Below are 21,412 nucleotides of genomic sequence, written 5' to 3'. Positions count from 1 at the left end.
GCGGGTCCACGACGACCGGGCGACTAGGCTCGCGCGGGTGATGGATCGTTTGGTGTGGATCGACTGCGAGATGACCGGCCTCGACCTGGGCAAGGACGCCTTGATCGAGATCGCCGCGCTGGTGACCGACGCGGAGCTGAACGTGCTCGGCGAGGGTGTCGACGTGGTGATCCACGCCGACGACACCGCGCTCGACTCGATGCCGGACGTGGTCATGCAGATGCACGCCAAGTCCGGGCTCACCGAGGAGGTCCGGCGGTCCACGGTGACGATCGCCGACGCCGAGGCGCAGGTGCTGGCCTACATCCGCGAGTGGGTGCCGGACCCGCGCACCGCGCCGCTGGCGGGCAACTCCATCGCCACCGACCGCGGGTTCATCGCCCGCGACATGACCGCGCTCGACGCCCACCTGCACTACCGCATGGTCGACGTGTCGTCGATCAAGGAGCTGTGCCGGCGCTGGTACCCGCGCATCTACTACGCACAGCCCGAGAAGGGCCTGGCGCACCGCGCGCTCGCCGACATCCGGGAGTCCATCCGGGAGCTGGCGTACTACCGGCGGACGGCGTTCGTGCCGCAGCCCGGCCCGACCTCGGAGCAGGCCCAGGCCGTGGCCGCGGAGCTCCTGGCCGCCGACGGCCTGAAATAGGGTCGATTTCAGACCCGGCGGTAGGGCACTGTATGCTTCATCCGCCGGGTCAGCCGGTCTTGGTGGGTGTAGCTCAGCTGGCAGAGCACTGGGTTGTGATCCCAGGTGTCGCGGGTTCAAGTCCCGTCACTCACCCCAAGCGAAACGCCCCTCGACGCCTCGTCGAGGGGCGTCTTCTTTTGTCCCCCTGCCGTGGAGTTGTCATGAGCGCCACACTCGTCGCGAAGGATCTGGCCGCCGGGCACGGCGACCGCGTGCTGTTCTCCGGACTGGACCTCGTCGTCGCGCCCGGCGACGTGATCGGCCTGGTCGGGGCGAACGGCGCCGGAAAATCGACATTGCTGCGGACGTTGGCCGGCCTGCTGCCCGCCGAGCAGGGTGTGATCCGCCTCTCCCCCACGACCGCGACCGTCGGGCACCTGCCGCAGGAGCCGGACCGGCGTCCGGGCGAGACGGTGCGCTCGTTCCTGGCCCGGCGCACGGGCGTGACGTCGGCGCAGGCCGAGCTGGACCGGGCCACCGAGGCGTTGACCGCCGGCGCGGCCGACGACGGCTACTCCGAGGCGCTGGAGCGGTGGCTGGCGCTGGGTGGCGCGGACCTGGAGGAGCGGTCGCTGGAGGTGGCGGCCGAGCTGGGTCTGGACGTGTCGCTGGACCTGCCGATGACGGCGTTGTCGGGCGGCCAGGCGGCGCGGGCGAGCATGGCGTCGTTGCTGCTGAGCCGGTACGACGTGTTCCTGCTGGACGAGCCGACCAACGATCTCGACCTGGACGGTCTGGCGCGGCTGGAGCGGTTCGTCACGGGACTGCGCGCGGGCACCGTGGTGGTCTCGCACGACCGCGAGTTCCTGGCCCGCACGGTGACGCGCGTGGTGGAGCTGGACCTGGCGCAGCAGCAGGTGCGGTCCTACGGCGGCGGGTACGAGTCGTACCTGGAAGAGCGGGAGATCGCCCGCAGGCACGCGCGTGACGACTACGACGAGTACGCGTCGACGCGGTCGGCGTTGGAGGAGCGGGCGCGGTCGCAGCGTTCGTGGATGGAGAAGGGCGTGAAGAACGCCCGGCGCAAGGCCCCGGACAACGACAAGGTCGGGCGCAAGTTCCGCACCGAGGCCACCGAGAAGCAGGCGTCGAAGGCCCGGCAGACCGAACGGCTGATCGAACGGCTGGACGTGGTCGAGGAGCCGCGCAAGGAGTGGGACCTGCGGATGGAGATCGCCGCCGCGCCCCGGTCCGGCGCGGTCGTCGCGGTGCTGCGAGCGGCGGTGGTGACGCGAGGGTCTTTCACGCTGGGGCCGGTGGACCTCCAGGTGGACTGGGCGGACCGGATCGCCATCACGGGCGCCAACGGTTCGGGCAAGTCGACGTTGCTCGCGGCGCTGCTCGGCCGCGTCACGCCGACCTCGGGCTCGTCGTCCCTGGGCTCCGGCGTGGTGGTGGGCGAGATCGACCAGGCGCGCGGCCTGTTCCTGGGCGACGAGCCGCTGCTGGACGCGTTCGGCGCCGCCGTGCCGGACCTGGTACCGGCCGACGTGCGCACGTTGTTGGCGAAGTTCGGCCTGAAGGCGGCACACGTCCTGCGGCCCGCCGCGTCCCTCTCCCCCGGCGAACGCACCCGTGCCGCGTTGGCCCTGCTCCAGGCACGCGGCGTGAACCTGCTCGTGCTGGACGAGCCGACCAACCACCTGGACCTGCCCGCGATCGAACAGCTGGAGTCGGCACTCGACACGTACACCGGCACGTTGCTGCTGGTCACCCACGACCGCCGGATGCTCGACGCAGTGCGAACGACCCGCCGCCTGGTGGTGGCGGCGGGTCGCGTCACAGATCTTTAGTGCCTAGCGTCTTCAGTGCCTAGCGGTTGCCCTTGACCCACTGGTCCCACGGGATCTGCCAGTCGCCGAAGCCGTCCCAGGACTCCAGGACCGGGCCGCCGGAGTTGGTGACGACCACGATGTCGCCCTGCTTGGAGTTGTCGAACACCCACTTGGCGTTCTCGGGCGAGAGGTTCAGGCAGCCGTGGCTGACGTTGCGCCTGCCCTGGTCGCCGATCGACCACGGCGCGCTGTGGAAGAAGATGCCGGAGTTGGACATCCGGTACGCGAAGTCGACGGGCGTGACGTAGCCGCCGGCCTCAAGGGAGAGGCCGTAGGTGCGGGAGTCCATCACCATGTGCGCGTGCTTCTCCATGAGCACGTAGGTGCCCGTGGGGGTGGGGTTCTGCGCGTCGCCCATCGAGGTCGGCATGGTGCGCACGACCTGGCCGTTGACCTTGGTGGTCACCTGGTGGGTCTGGCCGTCCGCCTCGTGCACGACCGCGTCACCGATCGTGGTGGTGATCACGCGGTCTTCCTCGCCGTAGACGCCGTTGCCCACGTGCTTGCCGTAGATCTTCGCGTTGATGGTGACCTTGGTGCCGGGCGCCCAGTAGTTCTGCGGGCGCCAGTGCACGGTCTTCTCGTCGAACCAGTAGAAGGCGCCCTCGACCCGCGGCTCCGTGGTGATCGAGATCATCGCCTCGGCGGCGGCCTTGTCCGCGATCGGCTCGTCGAAGTAGAAGGCGAGCGGCTGGCCGACGCCCACCGTGGTGCCGTCCTGCGGGTTGACCGAGAGGTAGGTCAGCGTGCGCGGCTTGACCGTGGTGAAGGTCGACGTCTTGGTGACCGGCTTCCCGTCCGCGCCCTCACCCGTCACGGCCAACGTGTACGTCTTCTGGTAGCCCAAGGGTTCCGTGTTGGTCCACTGGAGCCCGTCGGGGCTCACCTGCCCGGCGACGGCCACCCCCTCGGGGTTGGTCAACACCACCTGGGTGATCTTGCCGTCCGTGGCCGTGGCCACGATCGGCACACCCGGCGGCACGTCGACCGCCGCGTCCGCCGGCCCCGTGGTCAACGACACGGGCTTCGGCGGCGGTGTGGACGAGGTCGTCGTGGAGGTCTCGCCGGCGGCGTCCCCGGTAGCGGCAGAGCCGGACGAACAACTCGTGACCAACGCCGCGACCAACCCGATCGCGACGATCCCCAGCGCTCCACGCGCCCCCCGCTTGCGGTGCATCCCGTCCTCCGCTTCGTCCCCATAACACCAAGACGGCTCCAACACAGGAGTCTCGCCGGGGTGTCCCCTGACAAGGTGACGCCTGGAGGGTTGACGATGTTGCCCGAGATGCTGGATCGTTACCTAGGCGAAGTTCCCCCTGCGTCAAGGGCGGCACACACACCCTGACCAGGCGATTGGGAGCCGCGCACGACGCTGTGCTAATGTTCTCCACGTCGGACGGAGCAACAAGGTCCGAGCGCCGCTAGCTCAACTGGCAGAGCAGCTGACTCTTAATCAGCGGGTTCGGGGTTCGAGTCCCTGGCGGCGCACAACACAAAAACCAGGCCGGTATTCATACCGGCCTGGTTTTTGTTATTCCCTTGCTTTTGCCGATTCCGAGTTCGCTATCCGCACGCCATCGGTTCAGCTCCCCGGGAGGTACGCCGCGAGGGTGCCCCTGGTCTGCCGCAGGCTGTCGATGCGGTCGTCCATCGCGGCGAGTTCGTCGGTCAGGGTCCGCACCAATCGGGGACACAGGTCGAGTTCGGGCTGTCCGCCGTTGGCGCACGGCAGCACGTCGCGGATCACATCGGTGTTCAGTCCTGCGGCGAGCAGTGCCCTGATCTGGCGCACGGTGACGACGGCGTCGTCGCTGGAGGTCCGGTAGCCGTTGGCCTCGCGGCGGGTTCCGAGGAGTCCCTGTTCCTCGTAGTAGCGCAACAGTCGTGCGCTGACGCCGGTCCGCCTGGACAATTCCCCGATCAGCACGTGTCGCACCTCGCCTTGACCTTGACAACGATGTGAATGCTTAACGTCGCGGCATGACCGATAATTTCTCCCGCACGATCCGCGGTTCCCGGTTCCCGGTTCCCGGTTCCGGTTCCGGTCCTGGCCTGCTGCTTGCGCACGGCGCGCGACGAGTGGCTCGGCGCGATCCAGGACTTCCTGGCGAAGGTGGGGTGAGCGTGGATCTCGAAGTGGTCCTCCCCCGACGAAGCGGTCGGACTTCGGGCTGGGTGAAGCCCGAGGCGTGAACCGGACCCGTTTCGACGCGGCCGACGCCACCCGATCCGCCACCTGCCAGGTCGAGCCCACGCTCACCCGAACGCGAGCGCGATCCGCCGGCCGGCGAGGAGTCGGGTGCGCCTCACCTCTTGGTCCACGTCGCCCGGTCCGTTGCGGTCCAGGCGGTCGTAGGACTTGGCCAGGAGCCAGTGGGCGGCCTCGGCGCCGATCGGGGTCAGTGGGCCGCCGTGTTCGGACAGGCGGTGGCGGGCGGTGGTGACGTCTCGGGTGACGAAGGCGGTTCGCACTACGCCGCCGGCTAGTTCGTCGATCAGGAACACCATGGCGTGTTCGTCGGCGGCGAAGGTGTAAGCGCAGATCAGGGCCAGGTAGCCGGCATCGACCGAACGGTCGCAGATCCAGGCGCCACCTACGGCCAGGGTGGGACGTGCCGGTGCCACGGCGTTCGCGGCCCACTCGCGGGGGCGGCCGGTGAGGACGGCGGCCAGGACGCGGAGCAGGGCGTGGTTGCGGCGGCTGGGCAGGGAGACGGCGTGCTCGATCAGGCCGGCCCAGAACTCTTCGTCCGGTTGGAGGTCGGCGACGGCGCTGCTGACCGTCAGCTCGGCCTCCAGTGGGTCCAGGACTTCCGGCAGGGCCCGGCAGCGGCGCACCACCTGTTGTTGGGCCGCGGTCAGCGCGGTCCCTTGTGGACGGTGCACGACCACGATCGGGCGCCGCTTCGGGGGCTGCGTCTTCCGGCTCACGGCGCGAGGCTGGCACGTTCGGGCGCGCGCCGGGCCGCAACGCGCACCGGCTGCGGCGACACCACACCCGAAAGAGGACAATCGGCGGTCGTGAGCTCCTTGCGCGAGGCGTTGTGGCGGGCCGCGGCGAATCGCCGGGCCGGGCTGCCGCGCACCTCCTCCCTCCCACCGGCCGAAGTGGACGACGCGGTTCAGGCGGTGCTGAGGCGTGCCTTCGAGCACCTGTGGGAGCACGGCTGGCTGCCTTACGACGTGTTCGAGATGGTGCGGCGCGAGGAGGACGAACGCGCGCTGTCGTTCCTGGTCGACTCCCTGGCGTTGGAGGCCGGTCGGTACTCCGCGTTGCATCCGCGCTGGCAGGAGCAGTTGGAGGAGATCGAGGCGACGATCTGGTGGGACGTCACCCAGCCGCACGTCGACCAGTGGGCGAGCAGGCACATCGAGCTGCGCGAGGACGGCGTGGCCGCCGCGGTGGCGGTGCTGGGCGTGCTGATCACGTTGCCGGGTCTGCCGGAGATCGTGCCGAAGCCGGGCACGCCGTTGTCCGCGATCGACCACCACCACGTCGATCCGAAGATCCTCAACCGGGTGCGCGGACTGCTGGCCAAGGCCGAGTCGACCGCGTTCCCCGAGGAGGCCGAGGCGCTGTCGACCAAGGCGCAGGAGTTGGTGACGCGGCACGCGCTGGAGCGGATGCCGCTTGAGGCGGCGACGACGACGTCGCGCCGGTTGTGGCTGGACAAGCGGTACTTCGACGGTAAAGCGCAGGTCGTGCACGTGGTCGCGGAGGCGAACCGGTGCCGGGCCGTGGTGTACGACCTGGGGTTCGTGGCGCTGGTCGGTGAAGAGCTCGACCTGGAGATCGTGGAGCTGCTGTCGGCATCGCTGCTGGTCCAGGCGACGCGCGCGATGATCGCGGCCGGTGAGAAGGCACGTAAGGGCGACGAGGCGCGGTCGGCGGTGTTCCGGAAGTCGTTCCTGCTGTCGTATGCGCACCGGATCGGGGAACGGCTGCGGACGGCGAACGAGGTGCCCGCCGACGACGACCGCCTGCTGCCGGTGTTGGCGGCGCGGAAGAAGGCGGTGGAGGAGTACTTCGGCACGATGTTCACGCGGACCGTCTCCAAGTCCACGCCGGTGCGCAGCGCGGCGGGGTGGGACGCGGGGCGTTCGGCGGCTGACCGGGCGAACCTTTCGATCACCTGACCTGCGGTTTCGGTGGGTGGAGCGGTTGATCGTCAACCCGCGTGGCGGTCCGCAGCGGTCGGAGGGGCTGCTGGTGCACGCGATGCCGCCGTTCTTCTTCGCCGATCTCGGTATCACAGAGTTCACGCACGTCGGCGCGGCGGTGCTGCCGTCGCGCGGGCAACTCGACCGGGCGGCGCGGAGGCTGCGGGAGGTGCTGCACCCGGCGTGAGCCATCATGGCCGGGTGCCGAAGCTGGAGACGACGGACGACGTCCGCGCCCGGATGAGCAAGCAGCGCTCTCGTGACACGGAGATCGAGGTGGCGCTGCGGCGTGAACTGCACCGGCTCGGGCTGCGCTACCGGGTGCACCAGCGGCCGGTGCGCGCGGTCCGGCGTGAGGCGGACGTGGTGTTCGGGCCCGCGAAGGTGGCGGTGTTCGTGGACGGCTGCTTCTGGCACGGCTGCCCGGAGCACGGCACTTGGCCCAAGCGCAACGGGGAGTTCTGGCGCACGAAGATCGAGACGAACCAGGCGCGTGACGCCAACACCGACCAAGTGCTGGCGGACGCGGGGTGGCTCGCGGTGCGGGTGTGGGAGCACGAGGACCCGGCCGTCGCGGCGAATCGGGTGCGGGCCGTGGTGGTAGAGCGTCGCGGTCGGCCCGCAGTCGGCTAGCCTGAGCCCGTGCTGTCCATGATCGACCTGTTCGCCGGCTGTGGCGGCATGACCTCCGGGTTCGCCGCGGCGGGCGGCTACCGGCCGGTGATGGCGGTCGAGTGGGACGTGCACGCGGCGGCGACGTACGCGGCGAACTTCGGCGAGGACCACATCCGGTGGTCGGACATCGCGGCGGTACCGGACAGCGAGATCCCCCGGGTGGATGTGGTTGTGGGCGGTCCGCCGTGCCAGGGGTTCTCGAACCTCGGCTCGCGCGATGTCAACGATCCGCGCAACTCGCTGTGGCGGGAGTACCTGCGGTTCGTGCGGCAGGCCCGGCCGTCGGTGTTCGTGATCGAGAACGTCGACCGGTTCCTGGCGTCGACCGAGTTCGCGTTGCTCCAGGCCGAGACCGAGGGTTACGAGCTGACCTCGGGTGTGCTGTTGGCAGCGGATTTCGGTGTGCCGCAACGGCGTCGGCGGGCGATCGTGATCGGCTCACGGATCGGACGCATCCCGCTGCCGACGCCGACCCATTCGCGTGAGCGCTGGCATGCCGTGGGCGATGTGCTGCGGGGCCTGCCGGAGCGGCCGGTGACGACGGCGTTGCCGGAGTCGGTGGTGGAGTTGTTCGGTCGTGGGCTGCCGGGGCCGTTCAAGGGTCTGGATCTGCATGTGGGCCGTAATCCGACACCGTTGTCGTTGGAGCGGTACCGCCACATCCCGCCTGGTGGTGGTCGGTTCGACCTGCCGGTGGAGTTGCTGCCGCGGTGTTGGCGGGAGAAGAAGACCGGCACGACGGACGTGATGGGGCGGATGCGGTGGGACGAGCCGTCGTTGACCATCCGGACCGAGTTCTACAAGCCGGAGAAGGGTCGTTACCTGCACCCGCAGTGGGAGCCTGGTGAGGACGGGCACCGGGTCGACCGGCCGATCACGCACCTGGAGGCGGCGCGGTTGCAGTCGTTCCCGGACTCGTTCGAGTGGTGTGGGTCGAAGATCGAGGTGGCCAGGCAGATCGGCAACGCTGTGCCGCCGTCGCTGGCGAGGGCCATCGCCGAGCATTTGAAGCCGTATCTGACGGGTGCCGAGGCTGCCGAGCCGACTGGGGCTTCCGGGGCTTCCGGGGCTTCCGGGGCTTCCGGGGCTTCCGGGGCTTCCGGGGCTTCCGGGGCTTCCGGGCCGAGCTGTCCGCTCTGCCGCTGATTCCGGGTCGGTGCCGGTGATGGTGCCACCCGGAATTGTCAGACCCCTTCGCTAGCGTCATCACCATGACGACAACTACGTATGAGAACTCGGTCCGGATCGGCTCCACCACTTACCAGTTGGTGGCCACGGCGGACCCGGAACTGTCGGTGAACCTGGCCGGCGTCGACACTTCGGGCGCTCTGGTGGCCGAAGGCACCATCCGACTGCCCTCGGACGCCGGGGCGAAGATCGGGAAGCTGTTGGCGCAGGTCCTGGAGGCCTTGGCCAAGCTCAGTGCACCGCCGTCCACCTCGCCCCGGGACCGGCCGGCCAACGCCAACCTGCCCTGGACGCCGGACTTGGACGACGCCCTGCGTGCCGACTGGCTGGCTGCGAGCCAGGACATCCCGACCGTCGACCTGATCCGGTCGATCGCCAAACGTTTGGAACGCTCCCCCACCTCGATCAGGTCACGCCTGGCCAGGGTGGGCTGCGACCCGGACGTGCCGGGTCGGGCGTTGTCCGATCAGGGTGCCGAGGTGTTCCGGCTTCAGGGTCGGGATCAGGGGCGGGTCAGGGGCAAACCCGATTCGGGAGAGGAGGGCGTCCGGTGATGCTCGTGGTGGACGCGTAGGGCGAGGAAAGGACCTCTCGTGGAGATCACCGGGCTCATCTCGGCGTTGGTCATCGGCGTGCTCGTCGGTGGTCTGGGGCGGCTGGTCGTGCCGGGCAGGCAGAAGATTTCGATGCTGATGACGCTCCTGGTGGGCGTCGCGGCGGCCCTGGTGGGAACGTTCGCGGCGTCGGCCATCGGGGTGGCCGACACGTCGGGTGTCGACTGGATCGAACTGGCGCTCCAGGTCGGTCTGGCTGCGGTGGGTGTGACGGCCCTGGCCCGCAAGAGGTCCCGCCAACACCAGTAGATGAGCCAGTGGTCTCGTCCGGCTCGATTTGACATGGGCCCTTACGGGCACCGAAGGCAGGCCGCAGCCATGTCAAATCGAGCCTCGTCGGCCACCCACGGGCCCATCGGGGGCGAGGGGATTTGGTGCACGCGTCGGCCGGTGGCGGGTCCGTTGTGGGGCGCGTGGGGTTGCTGGCCTCGTCGGCCGGTGGCGGGTCCGTTGTGGGGCGGTGGATTTCGTTGCCTTGTCGGCCGCTGGCGGTTTTGGTGTTGGTGTGGGTGTGGCGTCGGGTGGCCCGGTTGGGTGTTGTGGGGGTGCTGGGCGCATAGTGCTGTTTGTGTTGGTGCTGCACGCCCTGGGCGTGGCCGGTGGGCGGGTGGCGTTGTGGGCCGAGGACTCGGGGTTGCCGGGGCGGGTTGTTGGGCGGTTGCCTCGGGTGGCTGTTGGGCACCCGTTTGCGGTTTCGGGAGATGGATTGGCCGCGCTGCTTGGGGGCGGTGAGGTTGGGGTGCTGGCGGTCCGGTTGCCGTCTTATGCGAGTGGGCCGGTTGGGTCGCCGGAGTTGGTTCGGGAGTCGGTGGGGGGTCGGCGCGGGGCTGTTCGGTGGCGGGAGTGGGTGGTTCCCGTTGTGTGGGTGGATGGGGGGCTGCCTGACGGGGTGCCGGATTGCCGGGTGGGGGCTTCGGGGAAGTTTTTGGGCGATGTGCTCGGGTTTGGGCGCGAGTTGGTTCGGCGGGGGCGGGTTTTGCCGTCTGTTGACGGTGACGGGTTTGCGCGGTGGCGGACTGCGTTGGCTGGGGTGGACCTGGCGCGGTTTGCGGCGCTTCGGGGGAGTATGCCGCCGTCGTTCCGGGGTGGGGACGGGGCGGGCGATCTGGTGATGGAGGTGTTGGACCGCGCGGTCGATCTTGAGGTGAGGGGGCGGCTCTCCGGCGCGGGTGTGGGTGGGGATGGGGTTGTCGGGCGGTGGTTGGCGGCCTTGGTGGGCGACCCTTTGGTGGAAGGGGAAGTGGGGGCGCTGCGGGGGAAGTTGGCTTCGTGGCGGGCCGGTGGGTTGCAGGAGAGTCCTGTTCGGACCTGTTTTCGGCTCAGTTCGCCGGATCAGGGTGGTGCGGCGAAGGACGGGTGGCGGGTTGAGTTCCTGCTTCAGGCCGTGGATGAACCCAGCGTGGTGGTGACTGCGGAACAGTTGTGGCACAAGCAGGACGCGGTGCTGCGGCGGTGGGTCAGTCGGCCTGAGGACGTGTTGCTCGGGGATTTGGGGCGGGCGGGACGGCTTTACCCGGCGTTGGACCGTGCGCTCTCGGCTAAGCGGCCGGTGGAGTTGCAACTCGATGTTGAGGGCGCCTACGACTTTCTCAAGCACGCGGCGCTGTTGAGTGAAGCCGGGTTCGGCGTGATGTTGCCGTCGTGGTGGCGTCAGCCTCAGCGGCTCGGGTTGCGGCTCACGGCTGCCAGTCGTGGCACGGCGGGGGAAGTCGCCAAGGAGAGCGAACTTGGGCTGAAGGTGCTGGTGGACTACCGGTGGGAGCTGGCGGTCGGGGACGAACGGCTGACCGAGTCCGAGTTGCTGTCGCTGGCTGAGGCGAAGGTGCCGTTGGTCCGGGTGCGCGGGCAATGGGTGCACGTGGATCCGAAACGGCTCGCCGCTGGACTGGCCTTCCTCAAGCGTGGCGGCGGGCAGATGACGGCCGCGCAGGTGCTGCTGCACTCGGGCCTGCACCCGGACGACGCCGACCTGCCGCTGCCGCTCAACGGGGTGAGCGCCACTGGGTGGCTGGGTGACTTGCTGTCCGGTGAGGTGGAGCACCACCTGGGGCCGGTCGAGCAGCCGCCGGGGTTGGTCGCGAAGCTGCGGCCCTATCAGGAGCGCGGTCTGGCCTGGCTGGCGTTCCTTGATCGACTGGGACTCGGTGCCTGTTTGGCGGACGACATGGGGCTTGGGAAGACCGTGCAGCTGTTGGCGCTGGAGGCCCACAACCGTCGGCACGGCAAGCGGCTGCCGACCCTGCTGGTGTGCCCGATGTCGGTGGTGGGCAATTGGCAGCGGGAGGCTGCGCGGTTCACGCCGGATCTGGAGGTGCGGGTCTACCACGGCGCGGATCGTGCGCTCGATGTCAACTGCGACATGGTGATCACGACCTATGCGGTCGTTGCGCGGGACGTCGGGAAGCTCATGGGCGTCTCGTGGGACCGGGTCGTGTTGGACGAGGCGCAGAACGTGAAGAACAGCTCCACTCGGCAGTCACGGGTGGTGCGGGCGTTGCCGGCTCGGCACCGGGTGGCGTTGACCGGCACGCCGGTGGAGAACCGGCTGGCCGAGTTGTGGTCGCTCATGGACTTCGTCAACCCCGGCGTGCTGGGCACGATCAACACGTTCCGCGCCCGCTTCGGTGTGCCGATCGAACGGCACCACGACGAGGACGCCGCCGTGCGGCTGCGGCGGATCACCGGTCCGTTCGTGTTGCGCCGGCTCAAGACCGACCCGCGGATCATCACCGACCTGCCGGACAAGATCGAGGTCAAGCAGCTGTGCACGTTGACCGCCGAGCAGGCCACGCTCTACCAGGCGGTGGTGGACGACATGCTGGCCCGGATCGCCGAGGCGCAGGGCGTCAAGCGGAAGGGCCTGGTGCTGGCCACGATGTCTCGGCTCAAGCAGGTCTGCAACCACCCGGCGCAGCTGCTCGGTGACGGCTCCCGCATCGCCGGCCGGTCGGGCAAGCTCGCCCGGTTGGAGGAGGTGTTGGAGGAAGCACTCGCGGACGGTGACAAGGCGTTGTGCTTCACCCAGTTCACCGCCTTCGGCTCCCTGGTCGTGCCGCACCTGGCCGCCCGGTTCGACACCGAGGTGCTGTACCTGCACGGCGGCACGCCCAAGCGAGCACGGGACGAGATGGTGCGGCGGTTCCAGGAGAAGGACGGCCCGTCGATCTTCGTGCTGTCGTTGAAGGCGGGCGGCACCGGGCTGAACCTGACCGCCGCCAACCACGTCATCCACCTGGACCGCTGGTGGAACCCGGCGGTGGAGGACCAGGCGACCGACCGGGCGTTCCGCATCGGGCAGCGCAACCACGTGCAGGTGCGCAAGTTCGTCTGCGTGGGCACGTTGGAGGAGCGGATCGACCGGATGATCGAGGAGAAACGCGGGTTGGCGCAGCTCGTGGTCGGCGCGGGCGAGGACTGGCTGACCGAACTGTCGACCGGCGAGCTGCGTGAGCTGTTCGCCCTGTCCGGGGAGGCCGTCGGTGACTGACCGGCACGGGTCGCGCCCGATCCGGGTCGAGGGCGGTCTGACGTTGCGCAGCAAGCGGGGCGACGTCGCCCAGACGTGGTGGTCGCGCCGGTTCGTCGAGGTGCTGGAGTCGTTCGGCATGGGCGCACGCCTGAGCCGGGGCCGGGCGTACGCGCGCACCGGTCAGGTGATGAGCCTGTCGCTGTCGACCAGCCTGGTGGTGGCGCTGGTGACGGGGGCGCGCCCGGAGCCGTACCGGGCACGGATCGGGGTGCGGAAGTTCAGCGACGACGACTGGCGGCGCATCGAGCACGCGTTGGCGGATCGGGCGATCTTCGCGGCCAAGCTGCTGGCCGGCGAGATGCCGCCGGAGATCGAGGACGTGTTCGCCGACCTCGGCCTCACCCTGTTCCCGAGCACCATGCGCGAGCTGTCCATGGACTGCACGTGCCCGGACTGGGAGATGCCGTGCAAGCACCTCGCCGCCACCTGCCACCTGCTCGCCGAGTCGTTCGACACCGACCCGTTCGAGATCCTGGCCTGGCGCGGGCGCTCCCGCGAGGACCTGTTGGACCGGCTGCGCGACCTGCGCGCGCCCATCCCCGCCGAGGAGCCCCGGCCGGAAGCGGCCAAGGCGCGGGAGGACGCGCTCAGGTCGTTCTGGGCACGGCCGAAGGTCACCGAGGTCGTGCCGGACGCCGTCGAGCCCACGAGCAGGCGCCCGGACGCGCTGCTCGACCAGCTCGGACCGCTCGTCGTGGACGGCCGCTCGGTGACCGACGAACTGCGCCCGCTGTACCGGGTGATCGCGAAGTAGTGGTCAGCCGCCGGCGACCGACGGCAGGATCTGGACCTCCGTGTTCGGGGTGAGTTCGGTATCGGAACCGGACAGCCGCCGGCACTCCTCGCCGTCCACGTAGAAGTTCACGTAACGGCGCAGATCGGCCCGCTCGTCGCGCAGCCTCCGGTCCAGCAACGGGTACCGCGTGGCCAGGTGGTCGAGCAGCGCGCCCAGGGTGGCGGACTCCGGCAGGTCGATCTCCAGCTTGGCCTGGTTGCCGGTGGTCTGGCGGAGCGGGCCGGGGATCAGCACGAGCACTCGCAACTCACACCTCCGCCGCGCGCACGCACACGACATCGGGCAGGTGCTCGGCGATCTTCTGCCAGCTCTCGCCCTCGTCCGCGCTCCCGTACACCTCACCGGAACGCGACCCGAAGTACACACCGGCCGGGGTCGCCGTGTCGGTACACATCGCGTCACGCATCACGGCCGTCCAGAAGCCGTCCGGCAGGCCGTTGCGCAACGCCTCCCACGACGCCCCCGCGTCCGGCGACCGGTACACCGCGCACTTGCCCTCGGGCGGGAAGCGGTCCCCGTCGGCGGCCAGCGGGAAGTTGTAGATCACGTCCGGCTTGTGCGGGTGGTTGACCATGGCGAAGCCGAAATCGGCGGGCAGGCCGTCGGCGATCGACGTCCACGTCTCCCCCGAGTCGTCCGACCGGTACACGCCGTGGTGGTTCTGCAGGAACAGCCGTTCGGGCCGGGACGGGTGCCGGCTGACCTTGTGCACGCACTGCCCGAACTCCGGGTACGGGTCGGGCAGGAAGTAGGCCTTGATGCCGGTGTTGCTCGCCTCCCACGACGCGCCGCCGTCGAAGGTCCGGTACACCCCGCCGGTGGACATGGCCACGGTCAGCCGCTGCGGGTCGTCCGGGTCGGGCAGCACGGTGTGGATCGCCTGCCCGCCGAACCCCGCGCCCCACTGTTCCCGGTGCGGGTGCTTCCACAGCCCTTCGACCAGGGAGAACGTCCGGCCGCCGTCCTCCGAGCGGAACAGCGCCGACGGCTGCGTGCCCGCGTACACGACCTCCGGGTCGGGTGTCAGCGCCAACTGCCACACCCGCTCCAGTGAGGCGTCCTCCGGGAACGCGATCGGCGCGTGGTCCGGCTCGTCCCAGGTCGCGCCGAGGTCGTCGCTGGTCACGACGGTCGGGCCGAAGTGGGAACTGCTGGTGCCCACCAGCAGCTTGGGCCGGTCACGGCGGGCGTCGATCGCGATTGCGTAGACCTCGGTCATCGCGTGGTGCGGTCCGCTCAGGCTCCACGACTTCCGGTCCTCGCTGGTCGCGAGCCACAGGCCCTTGCGGGTACCGATCGCGAGCAGGTGCATGGCGCCCTCCGTGAATGTGACCTACAGCACAGAATTGTGACGTGGAGCACCGTACGACAATCACATGGCCGCTGCTCCGCGGACGGCGGCTCGGCCGCCCGGAAAATCGGTCGCTCGCGGGGTGTGGTCGGGGAGCCAGATAAGTTACCGACTGGTAGCGTGCGGCGCCGACGAAGGGAGAAACCCGGTGCTGTTCGACCCGAACACCTACGACGCCGGTCACCTGGACGCCGAGAGCCGCCGCCTGCTGCGCGCGACGATCGACTGGTTCGAGGGCCGCGGCAAGACCCGCCTGATCGCGGACGACCAGGCCAAGGTCTGGTACACCGAGTTCCTGGACTTCGTCGCGCGCGAGAAGCTGTTCGCCACCTTCTGCACGCCGGCGTCCGAGGCCGACGGCAACGTGGACAAGCGCTGGGACGCCGCCCGCAACGCCGCGTTGAGCGAGATCTTCGGCTTCTACGGCCTCCAGTACTGGTACGCCTGGCAGGTCACCGTGCTCGGCCTCGGTCCGATCTGGATGAGCGACAACGCCGCGGCCCGCAAGAAGGCGGCCGAACTCCTCGACGGCGGCGCGGTCTTCGCGTTCGGACTGTCCGAGAAGGAGCACGGCGCCGACGTCTACTCCACGGACATGGTCCTCACCCCCACCGCGCACGGCTTCAGCGCGACCGGCGGCAAGTACTACATCGGCAACGGCAACGTCGCGGGCATGGTCTCGGTCTTCGGCCGCCGCGCGGACGTCGAGGGCCCGGACGGGTACGTCTTCTTCGCCGTCGACTCCCAGCACGAGAAGTTCTCGCTGGTCAAGAACATCGTGGACTCGCAGATGTTCGTCAGCGAGTTCCGCCTGGACGACTACCCGGTCACCGCGGACGACATCCTGCACACCGGCCCGGACGCGTTCAGCGCCGCCCTCAACACGGTCAACGTCGGCAAGTTCAACCTGTGCACGGCCTCGATCGGCATCAACGAGCACGCGTTCTACGAGGCCATCACGCACGCCCACAACCGCATCCTGTACGGCAAGCGGGTCACCGACTTCCCGCACGTCCGGCAGAGCTTCGTGGACGCCTACGCCCGGCTGACGGCCATGAAGCTGTTCGCCGACCGTGCGGTCGACTACTTCCGCAGCGCGTCCCCCGAGGACCGCCGCTACCTGCTGTTCAACCCGATCACCAAGATGAAGGTCACCAGCGAGGGTGAACGGGTCGTCGACCTGCTGTGGGACGTGATCGCGGCCAAGGGCTTCGAGAAGGACACCTACTTCTCCATGGCCGCCCGCGACATCCGCGCCCTGCCCAAGCTGGAGGGCACCGTTCACGTGAACCTGGCCCTCGTGCTCAAGTTCATGCCGAACTACCTGTTCCACCCGGCCGAGTACGCCGAGGTCCCGACCAGGCACGACCCGGCGGACGACGAGTTCTTCTGGCACCAGGGCCCGGCGCGCGGCCTCGGTCAGATCCGGTTCCACGACTGGGAGACCCCCTACCGCGACCACGCGCACGTGCCGAACGTGGCCCGCTTCCACGAGCAGGCACGGGCGCTGCGCACCCTGCTGACCACCGCCGCCCCGGACGACGAACAGCAGAAGGACCTCGACTTCCTGCTCAACCTCGGCCACCTGTTCACGCTGGTCGTCTACGGCCAGCTGGTGCTGGAGCAGGCCCGGATCACCGACCTGGACGCCCAAGTGCTCGACCAGGTCTTCGACGTCCTGGTGCGCGACTTCTCGGCCTACGCGGTCGCGCTGCACGGCAAGGCGTCGTCCACCGAGGCGCAGCAGCAGTGGGCACTCGATCAGGTGCGCAAGCCCGTTGTCGATCAAGCCCGCTTCGAACACGTGTGGAGCAAGGTGGCTGCGCTGTCCGGCGCATACGAAATGCGCCCATAAGCCGATCGAGCTAAGGCGGTGGCACGTTCGCCGCCGCCTTAGCGGCGAAGCCGCAGGTAAACGATTAAGTGCGGCCGGTAGGGCGTCGGTGGCACCGGCAATGGCACCAATCACCACCACTCCGACCGGACGGATGCGACCGCCGCGCGCGGGTGAACGCGAACATGATCGACGACCCCGGAACCAGATGCGTCTTGACTGGTGGGGCACGCCCGTGTTTCGTCGTCAGCTACCGACGAACCGGGAGGGAATCGCGCGCATGACCGCGTCCAAGGCACTGCGGGCCCTGCGGGAGGCGATCGTGTTGGAACACCTGGAGTCGGAGAACGAACACGAGTTCGACACCGCCGTCGGCACCTTCGACCACCCGCGCTGGGAGGTCGTCGCGACCGGTCAGGTGTTCGACGGTCGCGCCGAGGTCGCCGGGTACTACGCCCGCGTCCGCGACGCGTTTCCCGACCAGCGCAGCAAGCTGGTGGAGCTGCACCACGCCGACGACGCGGTGATCGTGGAACTGGAGCTGCAGGGCACCCACCTGGGCAGTCTCCGCGGCGAGGAGCCCACCGGGCGGGCGTTCCGGGTGCGGACGACGGCGTTCTTCGTGTTCGACAACGCGCGTCTGGTGGGCAAGCGCGTCTACGGCGAACAGGTCGGTCCGGCCCCCGTGTTGACCACCTGAGGAGACGATTCGGGCCGCCAACCCCCGGTGGAGGGGTTGGCGGCCCGAAAAGATCCAGGTCCTGGTGGTGACCCGGATTAGGTCAGAGCGGCCGAACCGTCTGCGCTTGCGGGCCCTTCTGGCCCTGGCCGATCTCGAACTCCACCCGCTGGTTCTCTTCCAGGGTGCGGTAGCCGTTGCTCTGGATCTCCGAGTAGTGCACGAACACGTCGGCGCCACCGTTGTCCGGGGAGATGAAGCCGAAGCCCTTCTCCGCATTGAACCACTTCACGGTGCCCTGAGTCACTGCCATCTTGCTACTTCTCCTCTAACAGGTGCCGGATCGCGCTTGCGACCACCGGGTCAGCTAGGGCCCCGGCCCCTCCTGGCGAGGAAAGTTCGGCGCCCGCAACTCCGTTCCGCGAGCGTGGTGGAACACGAACACAGAAAGGTACGACCGCAGACAGTCAACCATGAGATCCCGCCGGCAGTCGAGCAGAAGAATGCGGCGAGTCGCACAGCTGCGGTGAGCGAGACGGCCATCACGGCGGGTCTTCCAGGCCTGAACCGATACGGCGCGCCACGCGCCCCACAGGTCACGTCCAGGGCAGGGTCAACATGAAGTAACCCCCTGGGGCGAAGATGGGGTGGTGACCTCGCTCGACCTCCCCCAGTCCCGGTTGCTGTTCTTCTTCCTCGGCCTCGTGGTCACCTTCGTCTTCATCCGCATCAGCGTCCGGCTCATCCGGGCCAAGGTGCGCTGGTGGCCCGGCAACATCACCCCTGGTGGGACGCACATCCACCACGTCGTGTTCGGAGCCGTCTTCATGCTCCTCGGCGGCGTGATCGGGTTGGCCGTGCCGGACGACCAGCACGGGGTGCGGGTTGCCGCAGCCGCGTTGCTCGGCGTGGGCGCGGCCCTGGTGCTCGACGAGTTCGCGCTGATCCTGCACCTGCGGGACGTGTACTGGACCAAGGACGGTCGACTGTCGGTCGACGCGGTGTTCCTGGCCATCGGGATGACCGGCCTGCTCCTGCTCGGCGCCCGACCGCTGGGCTACGACGAGTTCTACGGCGAGGGTGTGGCCTTGCGCGTGCTGATCATCCTGGTCAACATGGCATTCGCCATAGTGGCTCTGCTGAAGGGCAAGGTGTGGACCGGGCTGCTCGGGCTGCTGGTGCCCGTGCTGCCGGAGATCGGCGCGCTGCGCCTGGCCAGACCCGGCTCGCCGTGGGCCCGGTGGCGGTACACCGAAGGCTCCCGCAAGCTGCGCCGCGCGTACCGCCGGGAGGCCCGCATCCGACAACCACTCATCCAGGTGAAGATCCGCGTGCAGGAGTTCATCTCCGGGCGGCACGACGAAGAGGGTTAGACCTCAGTCGTCCGCCTCGCCGAAGTCGTTGGTCAACCACCGCACCGGACGGCCGGTGAACAAGACGAACGTGCCGGACGGGTCGGTGGTCTCGGCCTCCGCGAACGCCCGGGCGTCCGCCTCGGGCACGTACCGGCTCACCACGGCGTACACGTCGTCGGCGGCGACGCTGAGCACGGCCACGTGCGGCAGTGCGAAGAACTCGTCGCGTTCGTCCTCGGTCATGGTGCGGGTCATGGCGATCAGACCTCGTACTCGTCACGCAGGCGCAGCCACGCCATGGTCGGCGTCTGCGGCCAACCGTCCGGGGAGTCCTCCCACTGCTCCTGACGGCCGTACGGCGTCAGGTCGAGCAGGTTGAAGTCCAGTCGCAGCCGGTCGACACCGCGCGCGGTGGTGAAGTAGCTGCGGAAGACCTCGTCGCCGTCGCGCAGGAACACGCTCAGCCCGAAGCCGTCGCCCAGGCCCAGTTCGTCGTAGAACGCCTGACCCGCCGAGTACCACGGCACGGTCCAGCCCATCCGATCGCGGACGGCGGCGATCTCGTCCCGCGGCGCGCGGGACATCAGGATCAACGTGGTGTCGCGGGCGTTGAGGTGGGTCTGGTCGGCGAGGTTGTCGGTGAACGAGCAGCAGCCCGAGCACAGCCAGTCCTGCCCCGGCGCGAGCATGTGGTGGTAGACGACCAGTTGCCGACGACCGGCGAACAGGTCCGTCAGGCCGACGACGGAACCGTCCGGCGCGGTGAACGCGTGGTCGGCGCTCAGCCGGACCATCGGCAGTCTGCGGCGTTCGGCGGCCAAAGCGTCCAGCGCATGGGTGAGTTCCTTCTCCTTGACCAGCAGTTCGTCACGCGCGGCCTGCCACTCCCACGGGGAGACGACGGTCGGTCGGGCCATCACACACCTCCAGGTTCCCTTAGGGAACTAAGCCTAGCAGGCTTCCGTTCCCTAAGGGAACCCATTGGGCTAGACTGGCGCCGTGCAGCGGACCCGGTTCGGCGAGATGGCCTGCTCGATCGCGCGCACCATGGACGTCATCGGCGAGCCGTGGTCGCCACTGATCCTGCGGGACGTCTACGTGGGCATCGCGCGCTTCGACCAGCTCCAAGAGGACCTCGGCATCTCCCGCAAGGTGCTCGCCGAACGGCTGAAGTGGCTGGTGGAGCAGGGCGTGCTGGAACGCCGCGAGTACTCGACGAAACCGCCGCGCCACGAGTACGCGCTCACCCCGAAGGGCACCGAGCTGGTCGAGCTGCTGATGGTGATGGTCCGCTGGGGCGATCGCTGGACGGCGGGTGAGGCCGGCCCGCCCGTGCTCTACCGCCACCACGCGTGCGGCCGGATCGCGCACGTCGAGCTGCACTGCTCGGAGTGCGGCGAGCCGATGGGGCCCGCCGACATCGACGTGCTGCCGGGCCCCGGTGCCGACGTCCCGGTGCCGTCTAGTTGACCTTGATGCCCAGCTCGGCGCAGTCGTCCGCGGTGTCGCCCGCGCACAGGTCCACCGACTTGACCGCGCCTTCGGCCACCAACGTCCGCACGTTGCCCCGGGTGATCAGGTCCGCGCCCAACAGCAGCGACTTCACGTCCCGCTTCGCCACCAGGTCACGGGTGTTGCCGGTGGCCAGGTCGTCCGCGCCGCTCAGGTCGCCGCGGGCCACCGCGATGGCCAGCCGCGCCGCCGCCTCGGCCTCGTCCCGGATCGGCTTGTAGACCGTCATGCACTGCTCGCCGCGCAGGATCGCGCGCAGGCCGTCGAGCGTGGCGTCCTGACCGGTCACCGGCACCTTGCCGGCCAGGCCCTTGGCCTTCAGCACCTCGATCGCCGCGCCCGCCAGCCCGTCGTTGGCCGCCACCACGCCGTCGATCACACCGCCGCTGCGCGCCAGCATCTGCTCGAACGTGGCTTTACCGATCAATGGGTCCCATTGATCGATGGCCTTGCTGTCGACCAAACGCAACGCGCCGGTGTCGTATTTCGGGCCCAGTTTGCGGCGCTGACCGTCGAAGAACAGCGTGGCGTTGTTGTCCGTCGGCGCGCCCTGGAGTTCGATGATCCGCGCGGCATCCTTGTCCCCCAGGCACTGCAGCAGACCTTCGGCCTGCAATTCGCCCACATTGATGTTGTCGAAGGAGACGTAGTACTCGGCCAGGCCGCCCAGGCTGATCCGGTCGTAGTTGATGACCGGGATGCCCGCGTCTTTCGCCTTGCGCTCGACCGCCGCGCCGCCCTCGGGGGTCAACGGCGTCGTCACCAACACCTTGACCTTGCGGGCGATCATCTCGTCGGCGATGCTGGTGAACTTCTTCTCGTCACCCTCGGCGTTCTCGATCAGGCCCTCGATGCCCGCGAAGCCCAACGCCTGTTTGAGCAGCGGCGCGTCCTGGTCCGCCCACCGATCCGACGAGGCCAGGTCGGGCAGGATCACACCGACGACCGGTTTCTCCGCCCGGGCGCCGGTGGGCGGCGCGAGCGGATCGACCGCCGTCCCGCACGAAGTGACCAACAGGACGAACAGAGCGCAGGACACAGCTCTGGGTAGCCTAAGCATTCGCCAACCCCTTGCGCGGCACATCATCGTCGACGGCGGAAACAGAATGTGGCGGGATTCCATCCTCCCGGGAGCGGGTTCGTCAAGATGTAGCAACCCGACAGCGCCAAATGGATACCGACATTCGACCAG

23 protein-coding genes and 2 tRNA genes are annotated in these 21,412 nt (G+C 69.0%); 16 read left to right on the top strand and 9 right to left on the bottom strand.

The window, feature by feature from the left end; genetic code table 11:
- Positions 1-37 precede the first annotated feature (37 nt).
- The 3 genes from orn (at position 38) to ALI22I_RS27755 (ending at position 2,484) form a co-directional block, all read left to right on the top strand.
- The gene (orn, locus tag ALI22I_RS27765; protein WP_077008484.1) at positions 38-649 is read left to right on the top strand and encodes an oligoribonuclease; all 612 of its coding nucleotides are present in this window, start codon (positions 38-40) and stop codon (positions 647-649) included.
- Between the two features lie 62 nt (positions 650-711).
- A tRNA-His gene (locus tag ALI22I_RS27760) sits at positions 712-787 on the top strand.
- Between the two features lie 65 nt (positions 788-852).
- Entirely contained in the window at positions 853-2,484 is a 1,632-nt protein-coding gene (locus ALI22I_RS27755; protein ID WP_077008483.1) for an ABC-F family ATP-binding cassette domain-containing protein, read from the top strand.
- A gap of 19 nt (positions 2,485-2,503) precedes the next feature.
- Here ALI22I_RS27755 and ALI22I_RS27750 read toward each other — a convergent pair whose 3' ends face one another.
- Entirely contained in the window at positions 2,504-3,703 is a 1,200-nt protein-coding gene (locus ALI22I_RS27750) for a L,D-transpeptidase (RefSeq protein WP_077008482.1), read from the bottom strand.
- Positions 3,704-3,941: 238 nt separating this feature from the next.
- Here ALI22I_RS27750 and ALI22I_RS27745 point away from each other — a divergent pair.
- Positions 3,942-4,014, top strand: a tRNA-Lys gene (locus ALI22I_RS27745).
- A 94-nt stretch (positions 4,015-4,108) separates the two neighbouring features.
- On the opposite strand, the gene ALI22I_RS27740 is transcribed toward ALI22I_RS27745, so the two are convergent.
- Both ALI22I_RS27740 and ALI22I_RS27735 read right to left on the bottom strand, forming a co-directional pair.
- The gene (locus ALI22I_RS27740) at positions 4,109-4,453 is read right to left on the bottom strand and encodes a MerR family transcriptional regulator (protein WP_077008481.1); all 345 of its coding nucleotides are present in this window, start codon (positions 4,451-4,453) and stop codon (positions 4,109-4,111) included.
- A 329-nt stretch (positions 4,454-4,782) separates the two neighbouring features.
- Positions 4,783-5,457: a hypothetical protein gene (locus ALI22I_RS27735; protein WP_077008480.1), complete on the bottom strand. Its 675-nt coding sequence runs from the start codon at positions 5,455-5,457 to the stop codon at positions 4,783-4,785.
- 90 nt (positions 5,458-5,547) lie between these two features.
- On the opposite strand from ALI22I_RS27735, the gene ALI22I_RS27730 reads away from it, so the two are divergent.
- From ALI22I_RS27730 to ALI22I_RS27695, 8 genes are all read left to right on the top strand, one after another.
- A complete protein-coding gene (locus tag ALI22I_RS27730) occupies positions 5,548-6,663 on the top strand; it encodes a DUF2786 domain-containing protein (RefSeq protein ID WP_083752055.1) in 1,116 nt (371 codons plus the stop codon).
- Positions 6,664-6,679: 16 nt separating this feature from the next.
- Entirely contained in the window at positions 6,680-6,874 is a 195-nt protein-coding gene (locus ALI22I_RS27725; RefSeq protein WP_077008479.1) for a hypothetical protein, read from the top strand.
- 53 nt (positions 6,875-6,927) lie between these two features.
- Complete coding sequence (locus ALI22I_RS27720) at positions 6,928-7,320, top strand: very short patch repair endonuclease (RefSeq protein ID WP_077008664.1); 393 nt, start codon at positions 6,928-6,930, stop codon at positions 7,318-7,320.
- An 18-nt stretch (positions 7,321-7,338) separates the two neighbouring features.
- Positions 7,339-8,508 (top strand): DNA cytosine methyltransferase, encoded by a 1,170-nt coding sequence (locus ALI22I_RS27715; protein ID WP_083752084.1) that lies wholly within the window; start codon positions 7,339-7,341, stop codon positions 8,506-8,508.
- Positions 8,509-8,573: 65 nt separating this feature from the next.
- Positions 8,574-9,104, top strand: coding sequence for a hypothetical protein (locus ALI22I_RS27710; RefSeq protein WP_077008478.1), 531 nt, complete (start codon positions 8,574-8,576; stop codon positions 9,102-9,104).
- Between the two features lie 39 nt (positions 9,105-9,143).
- Complete coding sequence (locus ALI22I_RS27705) at positions 9,144-9,413, top strand: transglycosylase (protein ID WP_077008477.1); 270 nt, start codon at positions 9,144-9,146, stop codon at positions 9,411-9,413.
- A gap of 1,135 nt (positions 9,414-10,548) precedes the next feature.
- A complete protein-coding gene (locus ALI22I_RS27700; RefSeq protein ID WP_443216970.1) occupies positions 10,549-12,651 on the top strand; it encodes a DEAD/DEAH box helicase in 2,103 nt (700 codons plus the stop codon).
- Positions 12,644-13,447 carry an SWIM zinc finger family protein gene (locus ALI22I_RS27695; protein WP_077008476.1) on the top strand — a complete coding sequence of 268 codons (804 nt, stop codon included), beginning with the start codon at positions 12,644-12,646 and terminating at the stop codon, positions 13,445-13,447. Before ALI22I_RS27700 ends, ALI22I_RS27695 begins: the two co-directional genes overlap by 8 nt.
- Before the next feature lie 3 nt (positions 13,448-13,450).
- Here ALI22I_RS27695 and ALI22I_RS27690 read toward each other — a convergent pair whose 3' ends face one another.
- Positions 13,451-13,729, bottom strand: a complete 279-nt coding sequence (locus ALI22I_RS27690) for a MoaD/ThiS family protein (RefSeq protein WP_238598602.1) — start codon at positions 13,727-13,729, stop codon at positions 13,451-13,453.
- A 7-nt stretch (positions 13,730-13,736) separates the two neighbouring features.
- Positions 13,737-14,801 carry a WD40/YVTN/BNR-like repeat-containing protein gene (locus tag ALI22I_RS27685; protein WP_077008474.1) on the bottom strand — a complete coding sequence of 355 codons (1,065 nt, stop codon included), beginning with the start codon at positions 14,799-14,801 and terminating at the stop codon, positions 13,737-13,739.
- A gap of 187 nt (positions 14,802-14,988) precedes the next feature.
- On the opposite strand from ALI22I_RS27685, the gene ALI22I_RS27680 reads away from it, so the two are divergent.
- Positions 14,989-16,695: an acyl-CoA dehydrogenase gene (locus ALI22I_RS27680; protein WP_238598601.1), complete on the top strand. Its 1,707-nt coding sequence runs from the start codon at positions 14,989-14,991 to the stop codon at positions 16,693-16,695.
- A 259-nt stretch (positions 16,696-16,954) separates the two neighbouring features.
- Positions 16,955-17,374: an ester cyclase gene (locus tag ALI22I_RS27675; protein WP_077008473.1), complete on the top strand. Its 420-nt coding sequence runs from the start codon at positions 16,955-16,957 to the stop codon at positions 17,372-17,374.
- Between the two features lie 82 nt (positions 17,375-17,456).
- Here the strand turns inward: ALI22I_RS27675 and cspE are convergent, their stop codons facing one another.
- The gene (gene cspE / locus ALI22I_RS27670; protein WP_077008472.1) at positions 17,457-17,660 is read right to left on the bottom strand and encodes a transcription antiterminator/RNA stability regulator CspE; all 204 of its coding nucleotides are present in this window, start codon (positions 17,658-17,660) and stop codon (positions 17,457-17,459) included.
- Positions 17,661-18,003: 343 nt separating this feature from the next.
- Between cspE and ALI22I_RS27665 the strand changes: the two genes are divergently transcribed.
- On the top strand, positions 18,004-18,726 hold the full coding sequence (locus ALI22I_RS27665; RefSeq protein ID WP_238598600.1) for a hypothetical protein: 723 nt from the start codon (positions 18,004-18,006) through the stop codon (positions 18,724-18,726).
- Between the two features lie 3 nt (positions 18,727-18,729).
- On the opposite strand, the gene ALI22I_RS27660 is transcribed toward ALI22I_RS27665, so the two are convergent.
- Entirely contained in the window at positions 18,730-18,963 is a 234-nt protein-coding gene (locus ALI22I_RS27660) for a hypothetical protein (protein WP_077008470.1), read from the bottom strand.
- A 5-nt stretch (positions 18,964-18,968) separates the two neighbouring features.
- Positions 18,969-19,625, bottom strand: coding sequence for a DUF899 domain-containing protein (locus ALI22I_RS27655; protein WP_077008469.1), 657 nt, complete (start codon positions 19,623-19,625; stop codon positions 18,969-18,971).
- Positions 19,626-19,707: 82 nt separating this feature from the next.
- Between ALI22I_RS27655 and ALI22I_RS27650 the strand changes: the two genes are divergently transcribed.
- Positions 19,708-20,178: a winged helix-turn-helix transcriptional regulator gene (locus tag ALI22I_RS27650; protein ID WP_077008468.1), complete on the top strand. Its 471-nt coding sequence runs from the start codon at positions 19,708-19,710 to the stop codon at positions 20,176-20,178.
- Here the strand turns inward: ALI22I_RS27650 and ALI22I_RS27645 are convergent.
- Positions 20,171-21,280 carry a sugar ABC transporter substrate-binding protein gene (locus tag ALI22I_RS27645; protein WP_077008467.1) on the bottom strand — a complete coding sequence of 370 codons (1,110 nt, stop codon included), beginning with the start codon at positions 21,278-21,280 and terminating at the stop codon, positions 20,171-20,173. The genes ALI22I_RS27650 and ALI22I_RS27645 overlap by 8 nt on opposite strands.
- Positions 21,281-21,412 lie beyond the last annotated feature (132 nt).

The sequence above is a fragment of the Saccharothrix sp. ALI-22-I genome (genome assembly GCF_001984175.1).
In the GTDB taxonomy this organism is placed as follows: Bacteria; Actinomycetota; Actinomycetes; order Mycobacteriales; family Pseudonocardiaceae; genus Actinosynnema.
This window is presented reverse-complemented; position numbering and strand designations above follow the sequence as displayed.